This window comes from Candidatus Neoehrlichia procyonis str. RAC413 (genome assembly GCF_000964795.1).
Taxonomy (GTDB): Bacteria; Pseudomonadota; Alphaproteobacteria; order Rickettsiales; family Anaplasmataceae; genus Neoehrlichia; species Neoehrlichia procyonis.
Genome location: NZ_LANX01000001.1, coordinates 502,081 through 518,649, shown reverse-complemented (window position 1 = coordinate 518,649; position 16,569 = coordinate 502,081). Strand labels below are relative to the sequence as shown.

General features: G+C 28.3%; 12 protein-coding genes and 1 tRNA gene. 9 read left to right on the top strand and 4 right to left on the bottom strand.

All coding sequences use genetic code 11. From position 1 onward, the window contains the following. Window positions 1–1,239 precede the first annotated feature (1,239 nt). The gene (tgt, locus tag NLO413_RS01805) at window positions 1,240–2,430 is read right to left on the bottom strand and encodes a tRNA guanosine(34) transglycosylase Tgt (protein WP_045808838.1); all 1,191 of its coding nucleotides are present in this window, start codon (window positions 2,428–2,430) and stop codon (window positions 1,240–1,242) included. A gap of 547 nt (window positions 2,431–2,977) precedes the next feature. On the opposite strand from tgt, the gene rpmF reads away from it, so the two are divergent. The 3 genes from rpmF (at window position 2,978) to NLO413_RS01790 (ending at window position 5,398) form a co-directional block, all read left to right on the top strand. After that, complete coding sequence (gene rpmF, locus NLO413_RS01800; RefSeq protein WP_045808837.1) at window positions 2,978–3,154, top strand: 50S ribosomal protein L32; 177 nt, start codon at window positions 2,978–2,980, stop codon at window positions 3,152–3,154. 9 nt (window positions 3,155–3,163) lie between these two features. Then, a complete protein-coding gene (gene plsX / locus NLO413_RS01795) occupies window positions 3,164–4,189 on the top strand; it encodes a phosphate acyltransferase PlsX (RefSeq protein WP_156965555.1) in 1,026 nt (341 codons plus the stop codon). A 249-nt stretch (window positions 4,190–4,438) separates the two neighbouring features. Then, window positions 4,439–5,398, top strand: a complete 960-nt coding sequence (locus NLO413_RS01790; protein WP_045808836.1) for a beta-ketoacyl-ACP synthase III — start codon at window positions 4,439–4,441, stop codon at window positions 5,396–5,398. 444 nt (window positions 5,399–5,842) lie between these two features. Here the strand turns inward: NLO413_RS01790 and NLO413_RS01785 are convergent, their stop codons facing one another. Beyond that, window positions 5,843–6,256, bottom strand: a complete 414-nt coding sequence (locus tag NLO413_RS01785; RefSeq protein ID WP_045808835.1) for a hypothetical protein — start codon at window positions 6,254–6,256, stop codon at window positions 5,843–5,845. A gap of 155 nt (window positions 6,257–6,411) precedes the next feature. On the opposite strand from NLO413_RS01785, the gene NLO413_RS01780 reads away from it, so the two are divergent. The 3 genes from NLO413_RS01780 (at window position 6,412) to NLO413_RS01770 (ending at window position 11,089) form a co-directional block, all read left to right on the top strand. Beyond that, window positions 6,412–6,843, top strand: coding sequence for a nucleoside deaminase (locus tag NLO413_RS01780; RefSeq protein ID WP_045808834.1), 432 nt, complete (start codon window positions 6,412–6,414; stop codon window positions 6,841–6,843). A gap of 1,334 nt (window positions 6,844–8,177) precedes the next feature. Then, window positions 8,178–9,617, top strand: a complete 1,440-nt coding sequence (locus NLO413_RS01775; protein WP_045808833.1) for a replicative DNA helicase — start codon at window positions 8,178–8,180, stop codon at window positions 9,615–9,617. 401 nt (window positions 9,618–10,018) lie between these two features. After that, window positions 10,019–11,089 carry an FAD-dependent oxidoreductase gene (locus NLO413_RS01770; RefSeq protein ID WP_045808832.1) on the top strand — a complete coding sequence of 357 codons (1,071 nt, stop codon included), beginning with the start codon at window positions 10,019–10,021 and terminating at the stop codon, window positions 11,087–11,089. Window positions 11,090–11,148: 59 nt separating this feature from the next. Here the strand turns inward: NLO413_RS01770 and NLO413_RS01765 are convergent, their stop codons facing one another. Together NLO413_RS01765 and NLO413_RS01760 are read right to left on the bottom strand one after the other, a co-directional pair. Beyond that, window positions 11,149–12,036, bottom strand: coding sequence for an FKBP-type peptidyl-prolyl cis-trans isomerase (locus NLO413_RS01765; RefSeq protein ID WP_045808831.1), 888 nt, complete (start codon window positions 12,034–12,036; stop codon window positions 11,149–11,151). Further along, on the bottom strand, window positions 12,033–12,881 hold the full coding sequence (locus NLO413_RS01760) for a polyprenyl synthetase family protein (protein WP_045808830.1): 849 nt from the start codon (window positions 12,879–12,881) through the stop codon (window positions 12,033–12,035). The genes NLO413_RS01765 and NLO413_RS01760 overlap by 4 nt, the downstream gene beginning before the upstream one ends. Window positions 12,882–13,016: 135 nt before the next feature. On the opposite strand from NLO413_RS01760, the gene NLO413_RS01755 reads away from it, so the two are divergent. The 3 genes from NLO413_RS01755 (at window position 13,017) to ruvX (ending at window position 15,654) form a co-directional block, all read left to right on the top strand. Beyond that, a tRNA-Glu gene (locus NLO413_RS01755) sits at window positions 13,017–13,089 on the top strand. Between the two features lie 300 nt (window positions 13,090–13,389). Beyond that, window positions 13,390–15,177 carry a ribonucleoside-diphosphate reductase subunit alpha gene (locus NLO413_RS01750; protein WP_045808829.1) on the top strand — a complete coding sequence of 596 codons (1,788 nt, stop codon included), beginning with the start codon at window positions 13,390–13,392 and terminating at the stop codon, window positions 15,175–15,177. Window positions 15,178–15,183: 6 nt separating this feature from the next. After that, window positions 15,184–15,654, top strand: a complete 471-nt coding sequence (ruvX, locus tag NLO413_RS01745) for a Holliday junction resolvase RuvX (RefSeq protein ID WP_045808828.1) — start codon at window positions 15,184–15,186, stop codon at window positions 15,652–15,654. Window positions 15,655–16,569 lie beyond the last annotated feature (915 nt).

Here is a 16,569-nt window from a genome sequence, read left to right as displayed (position 1 = left end):
TAGCTAGTAATGTGAAGAATTAGAGATAATTATAATATATAAAGCGCTGTATTAGCTAAGAGTGTGTTTTAAAACTATTTTATGGAAAAATACTTTTGTGTTTTTGATGTTGCAGGGTTACTAATTGAGATGCCATTATTAATTGTATAGAATTAACAGTTAGAGAAGGAACTATTTGTAATATTATGGAGACTGTAAATTCAAGTATATTGGCAATTTATGAATGTAAAAATCTACACAAGAGGTGTAATAATTAGTAAACTAAAACTATATATATTAATAAATATTATTGTTTTGCAAAAATAGAACTAAAATATAGAAAAAGAAATTTTTTGAGTTATTAGCTTTCTTATTTTAACTAAATAATAAACTTTCAGTTAATAATGGTACATACTTATGTGAGCTAGTGATAAAATTATTGTTATTGAGTTGTCATGTTAAGATAGTACAAATTTTAAATAGCACAGATTACGCAAAAGTTTTATAAAAAACGATAAAATTGTTTATAATAGTAAAGCTATGCGTAGTGTAAGCTTAAAAATATTAGACTTTATAAATGGAAGTTTGGATTAACTTTAATATATTAAGGTAGCTTAATAGAAGAAATATATTAGATATTTTTTATTGTTCTGAAACTATAAATATAAATAACTGTAAAAATAAAGTAAGTATGATAATACAAAGCATTAAAGAACACATAAACTTTATATGTGAATTTGCATGAATATGTATTGCAAGCTAATATTTAAGCAGACATTTATAATGAATTGTTTGTTATAGTGGAAGTATAAGCTGTCACTTTAGCTAGTAAGTGTTTAATGGGTGTTGAATAGTGGGTAATTATGGTGATAATGTATTCAGGTATTAAGGTTATCTACGTGCTTATGTGTAATATTTTTATTATAAACATTTTAAGGGAAGAAAGAAAAGCTTGTTAAATATTGGGAATGTAAGTCAAGTGTACGCTTGATGTGCTATAGAAGGAATTACAAGCTGTACAGCGGTTCAAATAAATATTGTTATAAAGTCATATTGTAATTAAGTATTTTTTAACAATGGATTAATAATTTTTATGCACTGTTAAAATGTTTAATTTTCATTAATAGTAAAAGTTATTAATTATTAATATTATGATAATAATAATTTCTTTATGGAAAAAAGATTTGCTTAATTATTAGATATAAAAAATATAGGAGGTTATGTTTATATGCTTTATAGCCAATGATGCAATCATTAATATTACATATAAACCCAGTTATTCTTTTCTTGTTCAAATGTATTATTAATTATAGCATTTCTAATATTTTGCATTAAGTTGTTCATAAAATATATGTTGTGTGCAGTGATTAAACTATATGCTAGTAGTTCTTGTGCTTTTAAAAGATGATGTATATATCCTCTAGAATGATTAAGGCATGTAAAGCATAGACAATCGTCTTCTATGGGAGATAGATCTTCTTGAAATTTTGAATTGTAGAGATTTATGTATTCCTTATGTTTTGTATTTTCACATCTATTTTTTACTTTTACTAGTGCTGCTCCATGTCTTGCAATTCTTGTCGGGTGAACACAATCAAAAGTATCAATACCGTGCTTTACACCGTAAAATATGTCGTTAATATTTCCGATACCCAGTAAATGTATGGGTTTGTTCTTATTTAAATGTTCCATGGTAAAAGATACTGTGTTGTACATTTGCTGTTTAGATGCTCCTAAAGAGCCGCCAATAGCATATCCAAAAAATGACATATTATTTAAAAAGTCACAACTTGTTTTTCTTAAATCTTGATATATGCCTCCTTGTACTACTCCATATAAAGCTTGAGTACCATGATAGTTTTTTTTAAATTCTTCAAAAGATCTAATGGCCCATCTATTGCTCATATGCATTGATTGTTTTGTGTATTCATAGTTAATGTTAAAGGGTGTACATTCATCTAATACTATAATTAAATCTGCTCCTAATTTTTTTTGAATATTTATAGATTTTTCTGGTGTTAGATAATACTTTTGCCCGTTAATATAGGACCTGAAAATTGCACCATTTTCATTAATTTCCAGTAAAGTTTTGGGTCTTTTGTTATTCCTTTTTCCTTTGATTTCATCTGATACTGAACCATAACCTAAACTGAATATTTGATATCCTCCGGAATCTGTTAGTATTGGTTTATTCCATCCTAAAATTTTATGTAATCCCCCTAGCTTTTGTATAATGTTTTCACCAGGTTGAAGCATTAAATGGTAAGTATTTGATAATATAATTTGTGTATTACATTCTTTTACTGTTCTGATATCAAGAGATTTTATAGCGGCCTTTGTTGCGCAAAATGTAAATGCAGGAGTATGAATCTGACCATGTGGGGTATTAATGATTCCAACTCTGGAATTATTTACTTGACAAGAGATTGTAAAGCTAAAATTTTTATACATTAATTAATATAAATTATGAATTGTAAAATACATATCAAATATTACGGCAGTGTCTAGGTTTTTGTGAAGAAAGTTGTGTATTTAGTTATAAAATAAGAGCAGAAGCTGTATTTATGTTATGGGTTAATTATAGGCATTCTTCTATTTTGTTGAAAAAATTATAAAGCTTATATATGAGTTTAAATTTTAAAGTATTAAATATATAATAAAATATTATTCTTTAGATTTTATTTAATGATAATCAAAGGATTTGAAATTGCTTTTAGTTATTAGTAATTTTAAATAGCTGATTAACAAGAGTTAGATTGCATTTGTGCGGGATACATATGTTTAATATTATTAAGTTTTTGTATGATATTATGATATATAATAGAAAGCTAAATGTATTATTTTGTATTAAGTGTATGATTTAATGAAGCAATTATTTTTAAGGTAATGTGATTTATCTATAATAGTGGTTGCTATGTGTGTTGTAATAAAAAAAAAGTTTTATTGCTAATTTAAGTTTTTTAGAAGATAATAAATTATTTATTTAAGGAGTTATATTGTGGCTGTACCTAAAAGAAAAAAATCGAAGTCACGTCGTAATATGCATCGCTCTCATTTAAGGTTGACTGTTCCTAATGTAGTTGTTGATAATACTACTGGAGAATATAAATTATCTCACCATATATGTTTAGGTGGATATTATAATAATAGGCAAATTGTTCAAGTTAATAAATAAAGAGATATTGTGATAAATATACCAATTGCATTAGATGCCATGGGAGGTGATTTTGCTCCTGAATCAATAATTCAAGGGGCAGATTTTGCTTTATCAAGCTTGATGTATTCTTATAACTACAAAGTACACTTTAGTATTTATGGACAAGAAGATAAAGTAATGCCTATATTGTCAAAGTATAAAAAATTAGAGGAGAGTAGTACTTTTATTCATGTCGAAGATGTAGTGTTAGCAAGTGATAAGCCTTCTTTTGCTATAAGGCATCGTAAACAATCAAGTATGACGTGTGCAATTGAAGATGTAAAAAAAGGAATTGTTTCTGGGGCTATTTCTTCTGGTAATACTGGAGCATTAATGGCAATATCAAGGTTTATTCTAGGTACATTACCTAATATTGATAGGCCTGCAATTGCAACTACAATGCCTTCTATGGGTAAGGATTTTGTATTGTTAGATTTAGGTGCTAATGTTGAATGTAATGCAGATTCGTTATTTCAATTTGCAATAATGGGTAATGCTTTTGCAAAAACTGTGCTTAACAGAAAAAATCCTAAGGTAGCGTTGTTAAATGTTGGACACGAAGAAACTAAGGGTACAGATACGATTAGAGAAGCATTTTCATTATTAAAAAAGATTGAGTCTGGCATAAATTTTTGTGGATATGTTGAAGCTAATGATATTTTAAAAGGAGATGTAGATGTTGTTGTTGTAGATGGGTTTTCTGGAAATGTAATGTTAAAAATGATGGAATCTCTAGCAGAAAATATTTTTGCTTTACTAAAAGAATCGATAAATTACTCTTTGGCTACTAAATTTGCAGGGTTATTACTTAAATTTCAATTAAAAGAAAAGTTTTACCGTTTTAACCCAAAATTTCATAATGGTGCAATGTTATTAGGATTAAATGGTGTAATAGTAAAAAGTCATGGTAATGCTGATAGTATAGCATTTGCTAATGCTATTAAAGTTGCTGCCAATGCAATCTATAATAATATTAATGTAAAAATTGCAGGTGAATTAAATGTTATTGAATAAATCTGTTTCCTTAAGTAAAGTGTGCTTATTTACTTGAAAAGGTTGTAATAAATTTTTAATTAAAAGAAAATTTTACTGTTTTAACCAAAATTTTACAATGGAACAATGTTATTGGGATTAAATGGTAAATAGTAGAAAGTAATGATAATACTAATATATAGAGTTGCTAATGCTATCAAAGTTGCTGTCAAATGCAATATATAATAATATTAATAAAAAAATTGCAGAGTTAAGAATGGTATTGAATAAATGAAAAAATCTGCTTTATTGGGAATGGGTGCTTATTTACCTGAAAAGGTTGTAACAAATTTTGATGTTTCAATGCTTGTTGATACCAGTGATGAATGGATTGTAAAAAGAACGGGTATTAAAGAAAGGCGTATAGCTAAAGATGGTGAGACAACATCAGGAATGGCAATATTAGCCGCAAAAAAAGCATTATTAGATGCGCGTGTTGTTGAAAACGATATTGATCTTATAATTGTTGCTACAACCACTCCAGATAAGACTTTTCCTAGCTGTGCTACATTGATACAATCAGAATTAAAATGCAAGAATGCTTTTGCTTTTGATATTCAGGCTGTATGTTCAGGTTTTATATATGCAATTTCTGTTGCTGATAATTTTATAAAATCTGGTCAGATTAAGACAGCTTTGGTTATAGGAGCAGAAACTATGTCAAAGATTGTTAATTGGCAAGATAAATCAACATGTATATTGTTTGGTGATGGAGCAGGTGCTGTTGTAATTAATGATAGTGGGAATGCAAGTACAGGTATTATTTCAACTTTATTGCGTTCAGATGGGACATTAAATGACTTGTTATATACTAGTGGGGGTGTTGCTTCTACTGGAACAGCAGGTATTATACATATGAAAGGTACTATAGTATTTGAGCATGCAATTGAAAAATTAACTTCTATTATTTCTGATATACTATTACGTAATTCTATTTGTGTTGATGATATTGATCTATTTATCCCACATCAAGCTAATGTGAGAATTATTAACTTGGTTGCGAAAAAATTGGGTATTTCACATGAAAAAATAGTTATAAGTATAGATAAGCATGCAAACACTTCAGCTGCATCAGTACCTCTTGCTTTATGTGAAGCTAAGAATGATGATAAATTGAAATCGGGGAGTCTCATATTATTAGCAACAATTGGTGGAGGGCTTACTTGGGGAGCATGCCTAATACGTATGTAGTTGTATCTATTGTATTGATAGATGCTATTTTATACGATTTTCTCTTGTAGTTAATATATTAAATATCGTAGTTTTATATAGTTCTGCCTATATTAACAACTTTGTATAAGTTTCATTCAATTTTACACAATTTTCTTACAGTTAATATATTAAACATCATATAAACAATATGCAAATCAAAACATTAACCACATTTAACAATATCACAGCTAAAAAATTCAATATATACAATGTTGTAGTGCTGATAATGTATTTTATAAACAAAAATTATATTATAGAAATGTATATTTATAACGGCATACAACAAATCTTTTTTACAGTTTTCTTAAAATTTTACATGATTGGAAAAACACTTTCAGTATAATAATCTTCTATAGATAAATCCAAATGATCACTAAAATTTAACAAACCAATAACTATATTATAAACTTTTTATATAGACGCTTACCTAGATCTTCCTTTATACTTACCTTGTGTAAACCCTTGCATTCTTATAAGCATTTGCCAAAAACCATTTGGCTTTTTATTAAATTTTATTCCAACAAGTCTTTGCAATTTTTCTGACATTATAAACTTTGTCCACTTACCTATTGGTTCAATAACTTCAACAACCTTTATATTATTTTGGTGATATACTTCTGTTACATTTTTAAATGAAATTTGATCTCTAACAATTTCTTTTTTCTTATTATTAAGATAATCCTTATACTTTTCTTCATTTGTTAGGTTTTCATCATTATCATAAAATATATTTATAACATACTGATGCACGTGATCTTTATACAATCTAAAAAGCAGAATAAATGCCCCAAAAAAACCTATAACAATGGATAAGTAAACAACTATTTTAAAACTCATAAATTTTTTCCACACAATATATCCTATTATATCATAATTTGATAAAAAAGGTAATCATAAACGCCTTTTCCTATTCTACATATCCATTTACGAGAAAATATGTTATAACTTATTATTAACACAGGTCCTTTAAAACATTGTTTGATTACACTTATATGAAAATAGCGCTAAAAAAAGCACAAGAAAATTTACAGCAACAAGAAATACCTGTAGGAGCTGTGATAGCAACTAACAAGCAAATCATATCTTGCTGTAGCAATTTAACAATATATAACAATGATCCAACTGCTCATGCAGAAATTTTAGCAATTAGACATGCATGTTCTATATTGAACACCACTATATTAAATAACTGCGACATGTACGTTACTCTTGAACCATGTGCCATGTGTGCGCAAGCGATATCACTATCCAAGATACGTAGATTATATTTTGGAGCATATAATAAAAAATATGGTAGTATTGAAAATGGTGCAAGGATATTTCAATTTTGCAATTACATACCAGAAATATATGGAGGGATTTTAGAAAAAGAAAATATAAAGCTCTTAAAAGACTTTTTTATAGAGTTAAGACATTGTCATTAATAAAGGTTGTTAAAGTTATTGAACTAATATGTAGTGGACAAAGTTTATAATGTTGAAAAATTACAAAGATTTGTTGGAATAAGATTCAATAAAAAACCAAATGGTTTTAGCAAATGCTTATAAAAATGCAAGGATTTACACAAGGTAAGTATAAAAGAAGATCTAGGTAAGTCTCTATATAGAAAGTTATAATATAGTTATTGGTTTGTTAAATTTTAGTGATTGTTTAGATTTATTTAAGAAGATTCTATACTGAAAGTGTTTTTCCAATCATGTAAAATTTTAAGAAAACTGTAAAAAAATTTCTTTTATGCCATTATAAATTTGTTTGTATGATGTTTAATATGTTAACTATAAGAAAATTGTGTAAAATTGAATGAAATTTATACAAAGTTATTAATATATACAGAACTACATGAAGTTATGTTTATTGTAGATTAATATACATTAGTTTAGTTATTTTTTGTCACTGATATGGTTATTTGATTATAACACTATTAATTGTGTATTTCATATCTGGTCTGCTGTTAATAGAGGTGCTTTGTAATAAATATTGGTATTGTAACAGTTTAGTTAAGCTTATTATTTTTTATTATTTCCGAAATGATAGTAAGTAAAATATGTTTTATTTATGTAAAGTCACGTTGTGTCAATGATATTGTTATAAGTTTTAGATTTTTATTATTTATACTATTGAATCATAAGTTTGATTTATTATTAATGTTGTTTATAACTGCTACCGGAATTATTAGGTACAAGTATGTAATTTATTTAAAATAAACCAATAACTATATTATAACTTTCTATGTAGATAACGATTTTTACCATTACTAAGTTGTTGTAATGTTGAAAAATTTATGCTGATGACTTGCTTTGTCTGATTGTAACTTAAGTTATGTATAAAGGGGGAGGGGATATTATAAACATCTTGACCTATTAGTTAGCAGAATATTGAATTATTTGTATTTGGAGATTATTTAAAGTTTTGAGTATAGCATTGTATTGACATTTACGTTGTAAATATTATTAATAGTTGCTGTTTTGTGATTTTCTGATATGTGCTCAAATAAAAAGAATTGTTTCATTTTTCGTATTGATCACTTCTGATAAGTGTTTTTGTTAATGATCATAGCATCTAGATGTGTTTTTAAGTCTTCGTATTGTGTTACATATTTTGTAAAATCGTATGATAAAGTTGTGGGTAATATGTACCAATATTATTAATTATCAAAGTTTATTTGGTCATATAATAAAGATATTGAGTTTTTATATAGTTATTGTTATTTTGAAAGTATGTTATAATTAAGCTTTGTATTTTTTATTGAAAAATTAATGTGCTAAAATTAAAAAACAATAAAGGTCTTCTTGCATCAATTTCTGAATTGCCATGTAATATTGAAGCAGAGCAAATGCTTATAGGGGCCATGTTACGAGATAATAGAGTGTGTGATGCTGTTGAAGATATAATAACGGCAGATATGTTTTTTGACCCTTTACATAAGCGTATTTTTGAACAAATTACTAAAATTAGTAGGCGTGGCTTAGTTGCAAATGAAATAAGCTTAAAAATGTTTTTTGATCACGATGAAGCATTAGTGGAATGTGGAGGTGTAGAATACTTAGCAAGAATAGCAGCAAAAGCTAGTATTATTTTTGATATCAAAAGTATAGCAAGGGTGATTTTAGATGCATATTTAAGAAGATGTCTTATTAGTTTTGGACAAGAAGTTGTTGATAAGGCATATAATTATGATTCTGATAATACTGCTAATCAACAGCTAGAGGATGCTGCACAAAAGTTATTTTTGTTGAGTAGTCATGGAAGAGCTGATAACAATTGTCATATGATGCCACATTTACTGGAAAATATGAAAAAGAAAATAGAATTTGCAAAAAATAATAGAGGTGTATTGCAGGGGATATCTGTTGGATTTCAAGATTTAGATCAATTATTAAGTGGATTGCAAAAATCAGATTTGTTAGTTTTAGCTGCACGTCCCTCCATGGGGAAGACAGCATTAGCGTTAAATATGGCATTAAATGCATGCAAAGTATTAAAAAAAGATGATAAAAGTGTAGGATTCTTTTCCTTGGAAATGTCTGCTGAACAACTTACTTCGAGAATTATATCAATTGAGTCTGAGGTAAGCTCTTATAAGGCCTTAACTGGAAAAATTAGCGATAGTGATCTTAAGAAGATATTAGATGCTAGTACGCGAATATGTGAATTACCATTAATTATAGATGATGTTTCCATATTGTCAATTAGTGGATTAAGAACACGTATTAGAAGAATGCATCAGTTGCATAATCTAGGGGCTGTATTTATAGATTATTTACAGTTAATTAAAGGTACTACTAAACGTAGTGGTGAAAATAGGGTACAAGAAGTTTCTGAGGTTACACAAGGATTAAAAGCTATAGCAAAAGAGTTAGGATTACCTGTAATTGCACTCTCTCAGCTATCTAGAGTTGTAGAACAACGTGATGATAAGAAACCTCAATTATCAGATTTGCGAGATTCTGGTAGTATCGAACAAGATGCAGATATTGTAATGTTTTTATATAGAGAAGAATATTATGAAATTAGAAAGCAACCAGCTGAAGGAACAGCAAAACATGCAGAATGGCAATCAAAAATGAATACAATTGCTAATGTAGCAGATGTTTTAGTGTCTAAGCAAAGAAATGGCCCGATAGGTAATATAAAGCTTTTTTTTGAGCCAGAAAAAGGAAAGTTTAAAGATTATACATCAAGATATAATATTTTATAGATCACAATATAACGTATTTTTGAGTTATTATATTATTGTTAAATAAATCTAAACAGTTGTAATAATATTATATCCTGTATGAGATAATAGTGAAGTCTTTAAAAAGTATTGCTGGTGTGGTATGTAATAGATTTTATTTTAAAGGAGATTTTTCTCATTAGTTTAGTATTATTTACTGAAGTAAGTTAAATGTTTTTGCAATAAGTGCAAAATAATGAAAATTAAAGAACTTTTTAACGTTGTTGATTGGCATGGAAAATATAGGGTTTCTTAATATATTTTTATATTCTCAAGTTAACAGAATTACGATTATTATTGATAGAATATAATTAAAAAAGTTATGGATTGATTGTGGTATTATGTTAGTTGTGCTAATTTTGTTATCTTATTGAAGATAGTATATGGTAAAAACAGTAGGAATTGCGGGTGCTGGACTAATGGGTCGAATGCTAGCATGGAGGTTAGCAAGTGAAGGATGGAAAGTATCACTATTTGATAAGGATAATAGACGTGGTTGGAAAAGTTGTGGGTTGATTGCAGGAGGTATGTTATCTTTATATTCTGAAATTGATAGTATGGATCCCATTGTTTTTAAGCTTGGATTTCAATCGATGAAATTATGGCCAAGGATTCTTGATAGTTTGCCAAAACATACACATTTTCAAATATTGGGGAGTATTATTGTATCTCATAGTTGTGATGTACCAGAATTGGAAAGACTACAATTTGCTATACAAAAAAAGCTGAATGAGATGTTACTTTATGATGTTTGCATTGTTGATAGTAGGATTATAAAAGAGCTTGAACCAGAATTATTATTTTGTTATGGAATATATTTACCTGGTGAGGGAAACATTGATAATACTCAATTGTTTTGTAACTTAGAATTTGCTTTGCAGCAATTAGAAATTACTTGGTGGGAAAAAACTAATGTTGATAAGATGTATTCTCAAACAATAGTGATAGGTGAACAAGAATATAATTTTGACGTAGTAATTGATTGTAGAGGACTAGGTGCTAGGCATGATATACCTCATTTGAGGGGGGTAAGAGGAGAAATAATTTTATTAGATGCACCACAAGTAAAACTAAATCGTCCTGTAAGAATGTTGCATCCAAGATATAGTATATATGTTGTTCCAAGGCCTAATAATAAATTTGTAATTGGTGCAAGTGAAATAGAGAGTGACGATATGTCTACACCTTCTGTGCAATCTATATTGGAATTATTATCTGGTGCATATTCCCTGCATAAAGGGTTTGCAGAAGCAAGAATTATTAAGTTGATGAGTAATTGTAGACCGGCACTTCCTGATAATATTCCTAAAATATATACTCAAGATCATATTATTAGAGTTAATGGATTATATAGATATGGATACTTACTTGCTCCAGCTTTAGTAGAAGAAGTAGTACAATTGTTACGTAATGGTCATATAAATTATCCTGAAATACATGATAGCGAAGTGTAACAAAAATTTATGCTTTTATATGATTATATAATATTAAGGCTAATAGCTTTTAATAGAGCTTAATTTATGATTTGCAAATCGATAATTTTTATATCTTTTTGATCAATTTGGCTTTTAAAATCTTGTAGAAAGTCAGGGGGAACAATGACAGCTCGTGTATGATCAGATTCCATATTTATTACACTAAGTTCTAGTGAAATGGGTACTTGTCCTTTGCCTACTGTAAAATGAGCCACATGATCACTTATTATAGGTTTACCTTGAGCATTTCTTACTGTATATTTTACTGATACAGTATCGCTGCATCTAATTGTGTTTACAATACCATTGTAATTTTTGATTGCATTGTTAAAAATTAATATATTTTGAATATTTTGTAAGTTATTGGATTTATTAGCAATTAGCTTAACGTAGTAATTGCCACTATTTTTCCCGCTATTAATTGTTACAATACGTTCACCACCTTCTTGCATTCTATCAATTGCATAATTTAGTTCTTGTATATTATGACTTCCTAATTTTATATTTTCAGGATTTGGAAAATTGTTAATTATATCTTTTATATTTGTAGTTATTGTGTTTGATATTTTATATATAATTACTGATATATCTTGCCCACAAATAACTGTCTTTCCATTGCCTTGAGTTAGATCATAAAAAGTAAAGTTTGCTTTTTTATGTACCTTAGATTTAGTATTACGTAAGTATTCTTCAAGCCCATGTTTTTTTATGTAGTAGTCAACTCTAGATTCGATTATTGGTCTTAAGATCTTATATCCTATTTGATATGTAATACTATTACTAGGAAAAAAAATTTCATAAGGCTTTTTCTTGCTGGACTGCAAATCAGAGTTTTGTAGATAAAAAACTGATATTGAATGCAATATCAGTATTGATATAAAAAATATTATAATTATAAATATTGAGTTGTAGATTATCTTTTTCATGTATTTTGGATAAATTTAGCTAAATTGCTTAAAAGGCTTGCTTGATATGAAAAGGTTTTTAAATGTTCTATGGATTGATCAAATAGATTGGCCATATATTCTTTGGATTTTTTAATACCTAATATATTAACTATGTTGTTTGCTTGGTGATCTTGATGCATGTCTTGAATGTCATCTTTGATTTGAAAAGCGCATCCTAAGCTTTTACCGTAGTTTATTAGAGAATCTGTTTCTGATTTTGATCCTTTTCCTAAAATTGCGCCTAACTCGCATGCAGCGGAAAACATTTTGGCAGTTTTTAATTCATGCATTTTTTGCATTATATGTAGATCTGTAATTGGGCTAATTATATCTAGAAATTGACCACTTATCATTCCTTGATAACCGCATGCGTGTGAAATAACTTTTACCATTTTACATTTTATATAATTGCTTTCACTTAAGTTAGATATTAATTCAAAAGCTAATGTAAGTAAAGCATCCCCAGTTAATATAGCAACATGCTCACCAAATTTTTTATGACAGCTTTCTTTACCACGTCTTGTAATTGCGTTATCCATAGATGGTAAATCATCATGTATTAGGGAATAAATATGGATTATTTCGATAATAGCACTAACTGGTAATATTCTTGTTATATCTACGTTAAATATTTTTGCAGATGCATTTACAAGGAATGGTCGTATGCATTTACCTGAATTAAAAATATTATAGCACATTGCCTCATGTAAGATATTATGGGTATATTCAGCTTGAGTTATTGGTAAGAAAACTCTTATTAGTTCTTGAGTAAGTAATTGGCTAAACTTCTGTATTGATTTTAATGTTTGATTATGTATGTCCATGGTAATAAGTAAAGCTTTTGGTATCAATAGTATATAAAAGCTGTTTTAATTACTAGATATAAAATTTAAGAAGTAATATAGAATAATGTTTGACTACAAGTACATTAGTAATATAATCATTTAAAATATGAAAGTGACTCCTTCGTCTAGTGGTCTAGGACCCCACCCTTTCACGGTGGTAACGCGGGTTCGACTCCCGTGGGAGTCACTGTTCTTTTTTTAGATATAGTCAACAGTAATTCTCTTTTTTAATATACTAAAAGCTACATAATTTTTATCTGCAAAACTTTTGTAAGTAGTTATGATTGGTATTTATATGTTTATCAAGAAGAAAAAGGGAATACTTATTAAATAATTATTAACTTTTTAGTTATAAATAACATGTTACTAATATTTATTTAATACTATATATTGTGTTTATTTATAGATATAGATACTATATATATTATTATAATATAAAATATGTGTATTTTGTATAAGGTACTCATCTTAAAAAAGGTATTTAAAAATGACATCAATTGTTGTAGATTATAGCCGTGATAATAATTTGACAGCTTTTGGAAAAGCTATGCTTTCTGATAGATATTTATTAGATAATGAGAATTATCAACAGCTGTTTGTCCGTATTGCTCAGTATTATTCCGATACAGATGAGCATGCACAGAGGTTATATGATTATATGAGTAAGTTGTGGTTTATTCCTGCAACTCCTATATTAAGTAATGGCGGTACAAAAAGGGGATTACCAATTTCGTGCTTTTTAAATGAAACTGAAGATAGCCTAAAAGGGATAGTGAATCTATGGAATGAAAATGTATGGCTAGCATCTTGTGGAGGTGGTATAGGAAGTTACTGGGGTAACTTGCGTTCTATTGGTGAGAAGGTAAGGGGTAGTGGAAAAACTTCAGGAATAATTCCATTTATTGTTGTACAAAATGCATTGACTCTAGCAATTAGTCAAGGTTCGTTGCGTAGGGGAAGTTCTGCTGTCTATCTACCTGTGTGGCATCCAGAAATAGAGGAGTTTTTGGATATAAGGAAACCTACAGGAGGTGACCCTAATAGAAAGGCTCTTAATATACATCATGGAGTAACTTTATCAGATGACTTTATGCGAGCTGTGGAAAAAGATGAGTCCTGGAATTTACTAAGTCCTAAGGATAAATCTGTTATTTGTACAGTGAAAGCACGAGACCTATGGATTAAAATTCTTACTAATAGAGTTGAAACCGGAGAACCTTACATAGTATTTATTGATGCAATAAATAACAATAGGCCAGAGATATATAAGAAATTAGGATTAAAAGTTAAGATGTCCAATTTGTGTACAGAAATTACTCTTGCAACGGGATATGATCATTTAAATCAATCAAGAACTGCTATATGTTGTTTAGCATCATTAAATCTTGAATATTATGAATGCTGGCAAAGCAGTAATCTTTTTATTGAAGATGTTATGAGATTTCTTGATAATGTATTAACTGATTTTATAAACAAAGCACCGCAAGAAATGGAGAGGGCAAAGTATTCTGCAATGCGTGAACGTAGTATTGGTGTTGGAGTAATGGGATTTCACTCGTTTTTACAAAGTAAGATGATACCATTTGAATCTTTTACTGCAACAATGTGGAACAAGAAAATATTTGCGCATATCAGGGATCAAGCTGATAAAGTTTCTTATAAATTAGCTGTTGAGAAAGGTCCTTGTCCTGATGCTATAGATGCAGGTATGATGGAAAGATTTGCAAATAAGCTATCTATTGCTCCGACTGCTTCAATTTCCATTATTGCTGGTAATACATCTCCTGGTATAGAGCCGTATGCAGCGAATGTGTTTACTCATAAGACTTTAACAGGTTCTTTTATTGTACGTAATAAATTTCTACAAAAGCTTTTAGAATCTAAAAAGCAGAATAATGATCAAGTATGGTCTTCAATTTCAACAAATGAAGGATCTGTCCAACATTTTGATTTTTTAACTGATTACGAAAAATTAGTTTTTAAAACAGCATATGAGCTTGATCAACGTTGGATAATTGAGCATACTTGTAATAGGTCTCCATATATATGTCAAGCGCAGTCAGTAAATCTTTTTTTACCTGCAAATGTTCATAAGAGGTACCTACATAAAATACACTTTTTAGCATGGAAGAGAGGTATAAAGAGTTTATATTATTGTAGATCTAGATCAATTCAAAGAGCAGATAAGGTTTCCCATAATGTATTTAATAAGTCTGTAATACATCAAAAACAAATGACAAACTTTAATTATGATGAGTGCTTATCATGTCAGTAATACGTAATGTTATATAGAAATATTGAAGATTTTTTTTTGAATATTGACATTAGTAAAAAGATAATGGGTATTGATTTTGGTGAAAGAAAGCTTGGCATTGCATTAAGCGATATCACGAATCTAATAGCTATACCATATATTGTATATAAAAGGTGTAATACTAGAAAAGATATAGGGGTATTATATAATATTTTTAGTAATAGTAATGCTGGATCATTAGTTGTAGGATTTCCAATTCAACTTGATGGACAAGATAGTGAAATGTGTGATAAAGTTCTTAATTTTGTTAATAAGATTATAAAAAAACATAAAATAGTTGTATATTTGCATGATGAAAGATATACTACTTCTATGGCTTCTAGAATTACTAAAGAAGCTAAAATGCGTAGAAAAGAATCCCAAAAAATAGATGATAAGATTTCTGCTGCATTAATTTTACAGCAGGTTCTTGATATCATAAAACTGTATCAGCGATGAAATGCTTATAATAACTAATTTATATAAATACTAAAAGAAGTCAATGATGTGAGTTTAGTGATTATGTGAGCAATATACCATTTATGGTCGTAATTATGAGCCCGTAAGCCAAGTTTATTGATAAGTTAATAGAAAGGCAGGATGTGCTCTTAAAGGTTATTATGTACAAATGGGAGCTTTATTATAAAGACAAAAAGATTTTCCATAAGAGACTGCTATTATTATGGGAAAAAATGCTTGCTAAGAAATTAAAGACTGACTTTAGATGAAGCGATTAGGTAAAATGGCGATAAGAAGGTATTCTCAGTAATAGTATTTATGTTATGATCAGCATTATTTTAACGAAATAGTATTTATATATTATTGGGTCAAACGTGTGGTTACAGTGCTAAAATTGTAAATTATGTAAATTTAATTTTTAAGTTTTAATTATATTTATAATCTAGTGTTTAGTACATTATTGCGAATATAAGTGTGTTTTAAAATAACTATAGTATTCAAATACATGAAAGCGTGACACAATTCAATCCTGAAAGCATTATGAGAAATTTTACTTATTTTATAGTTATATGCTTCATACATATATAGAATTACTTTTATAGGGTAAAGTGTAAATATAAAATGGTTCTAAGATAAGATTATTGCTAATAATGATTTTATCAGTAAAGGTTATTTTTAAAGTTGCTTCGATTAAGAATTAGATTATTAGATATTTATGATGTAACAACAGCAGCATGGCATCCTTTTATTAAGGGCTATACATTATATGTTCTCACAAGTCAAGGGGTGTTCCATCATATATTAGAGGGACTTTTGCATAAGTTGTTAATTAATATTTTAGTATATTATACCTAATGTAGCGTCAAAAGATACGAATTTGTTCACGTGCTTTATACTTTAGTTTTGTTATTCAAG

Coding starts and splice junctions, on each gene's coding strand:
- tgt (WP_045808838.1), bottom strand. CDS start 2,430: ATGTATAAAAATTTTAGCTTTACAATCTCTTGTCAAGTAAATAATTCC.
- NLO413_RS01790 (WP_045808836.1), top strand. CDS start 4,439: ATGAAAAAATCTGCTTTATTGGGAATGGGTGCTTATTTACCTGAAAAG.
- NLO413_RS01785 (WP_045808835.1), bottom strand. CDS start 6,256: ATGAGTTTTAAAATAGTTGTTTACTTATCCATTGTTATAGGTTTTTTT.
- NLO413_RS01780 (WP_045808834.1), top strand. CDS start 6,412: ATGAAAATAGCGCTAAAAAAAGCACAAGAAAATTTACAGCAACAAGAA.
- NLO413_RS01770 (WP_045808832.1), top strand. CDS start 10,019: ATGGTAAAAACAGTAGGAATTGCGGGTGCTGGACTAATGGGTCGAATG.
- NLO413_RS01765 (WP_045808831.1), bottom strand. CDS start 12,036: ATGAAAAAGATAATCTACAACTCAATATTTATAATTATAATATTTTTT.
- NLO413_RS01760 (WP_045808830.1), bottom strand. CDS start 12,881: ATGGACATACATAATCAAACATTAAAATCAATACAGAAGTTTAGCCAA.
- NLO413_RS01750 (WP_045808829.1), top strand. CDS start 13,390: ATGACATCAATTGTTGTAGATTATAGCCGTGATAATAATTTGACAGCT.
- ruvX (WP_045808828.1), top strand. CDS start 15,184: ATGTTATATAGAAATATTGAAGATTTTTTTTTGAATATTGACATTAGT.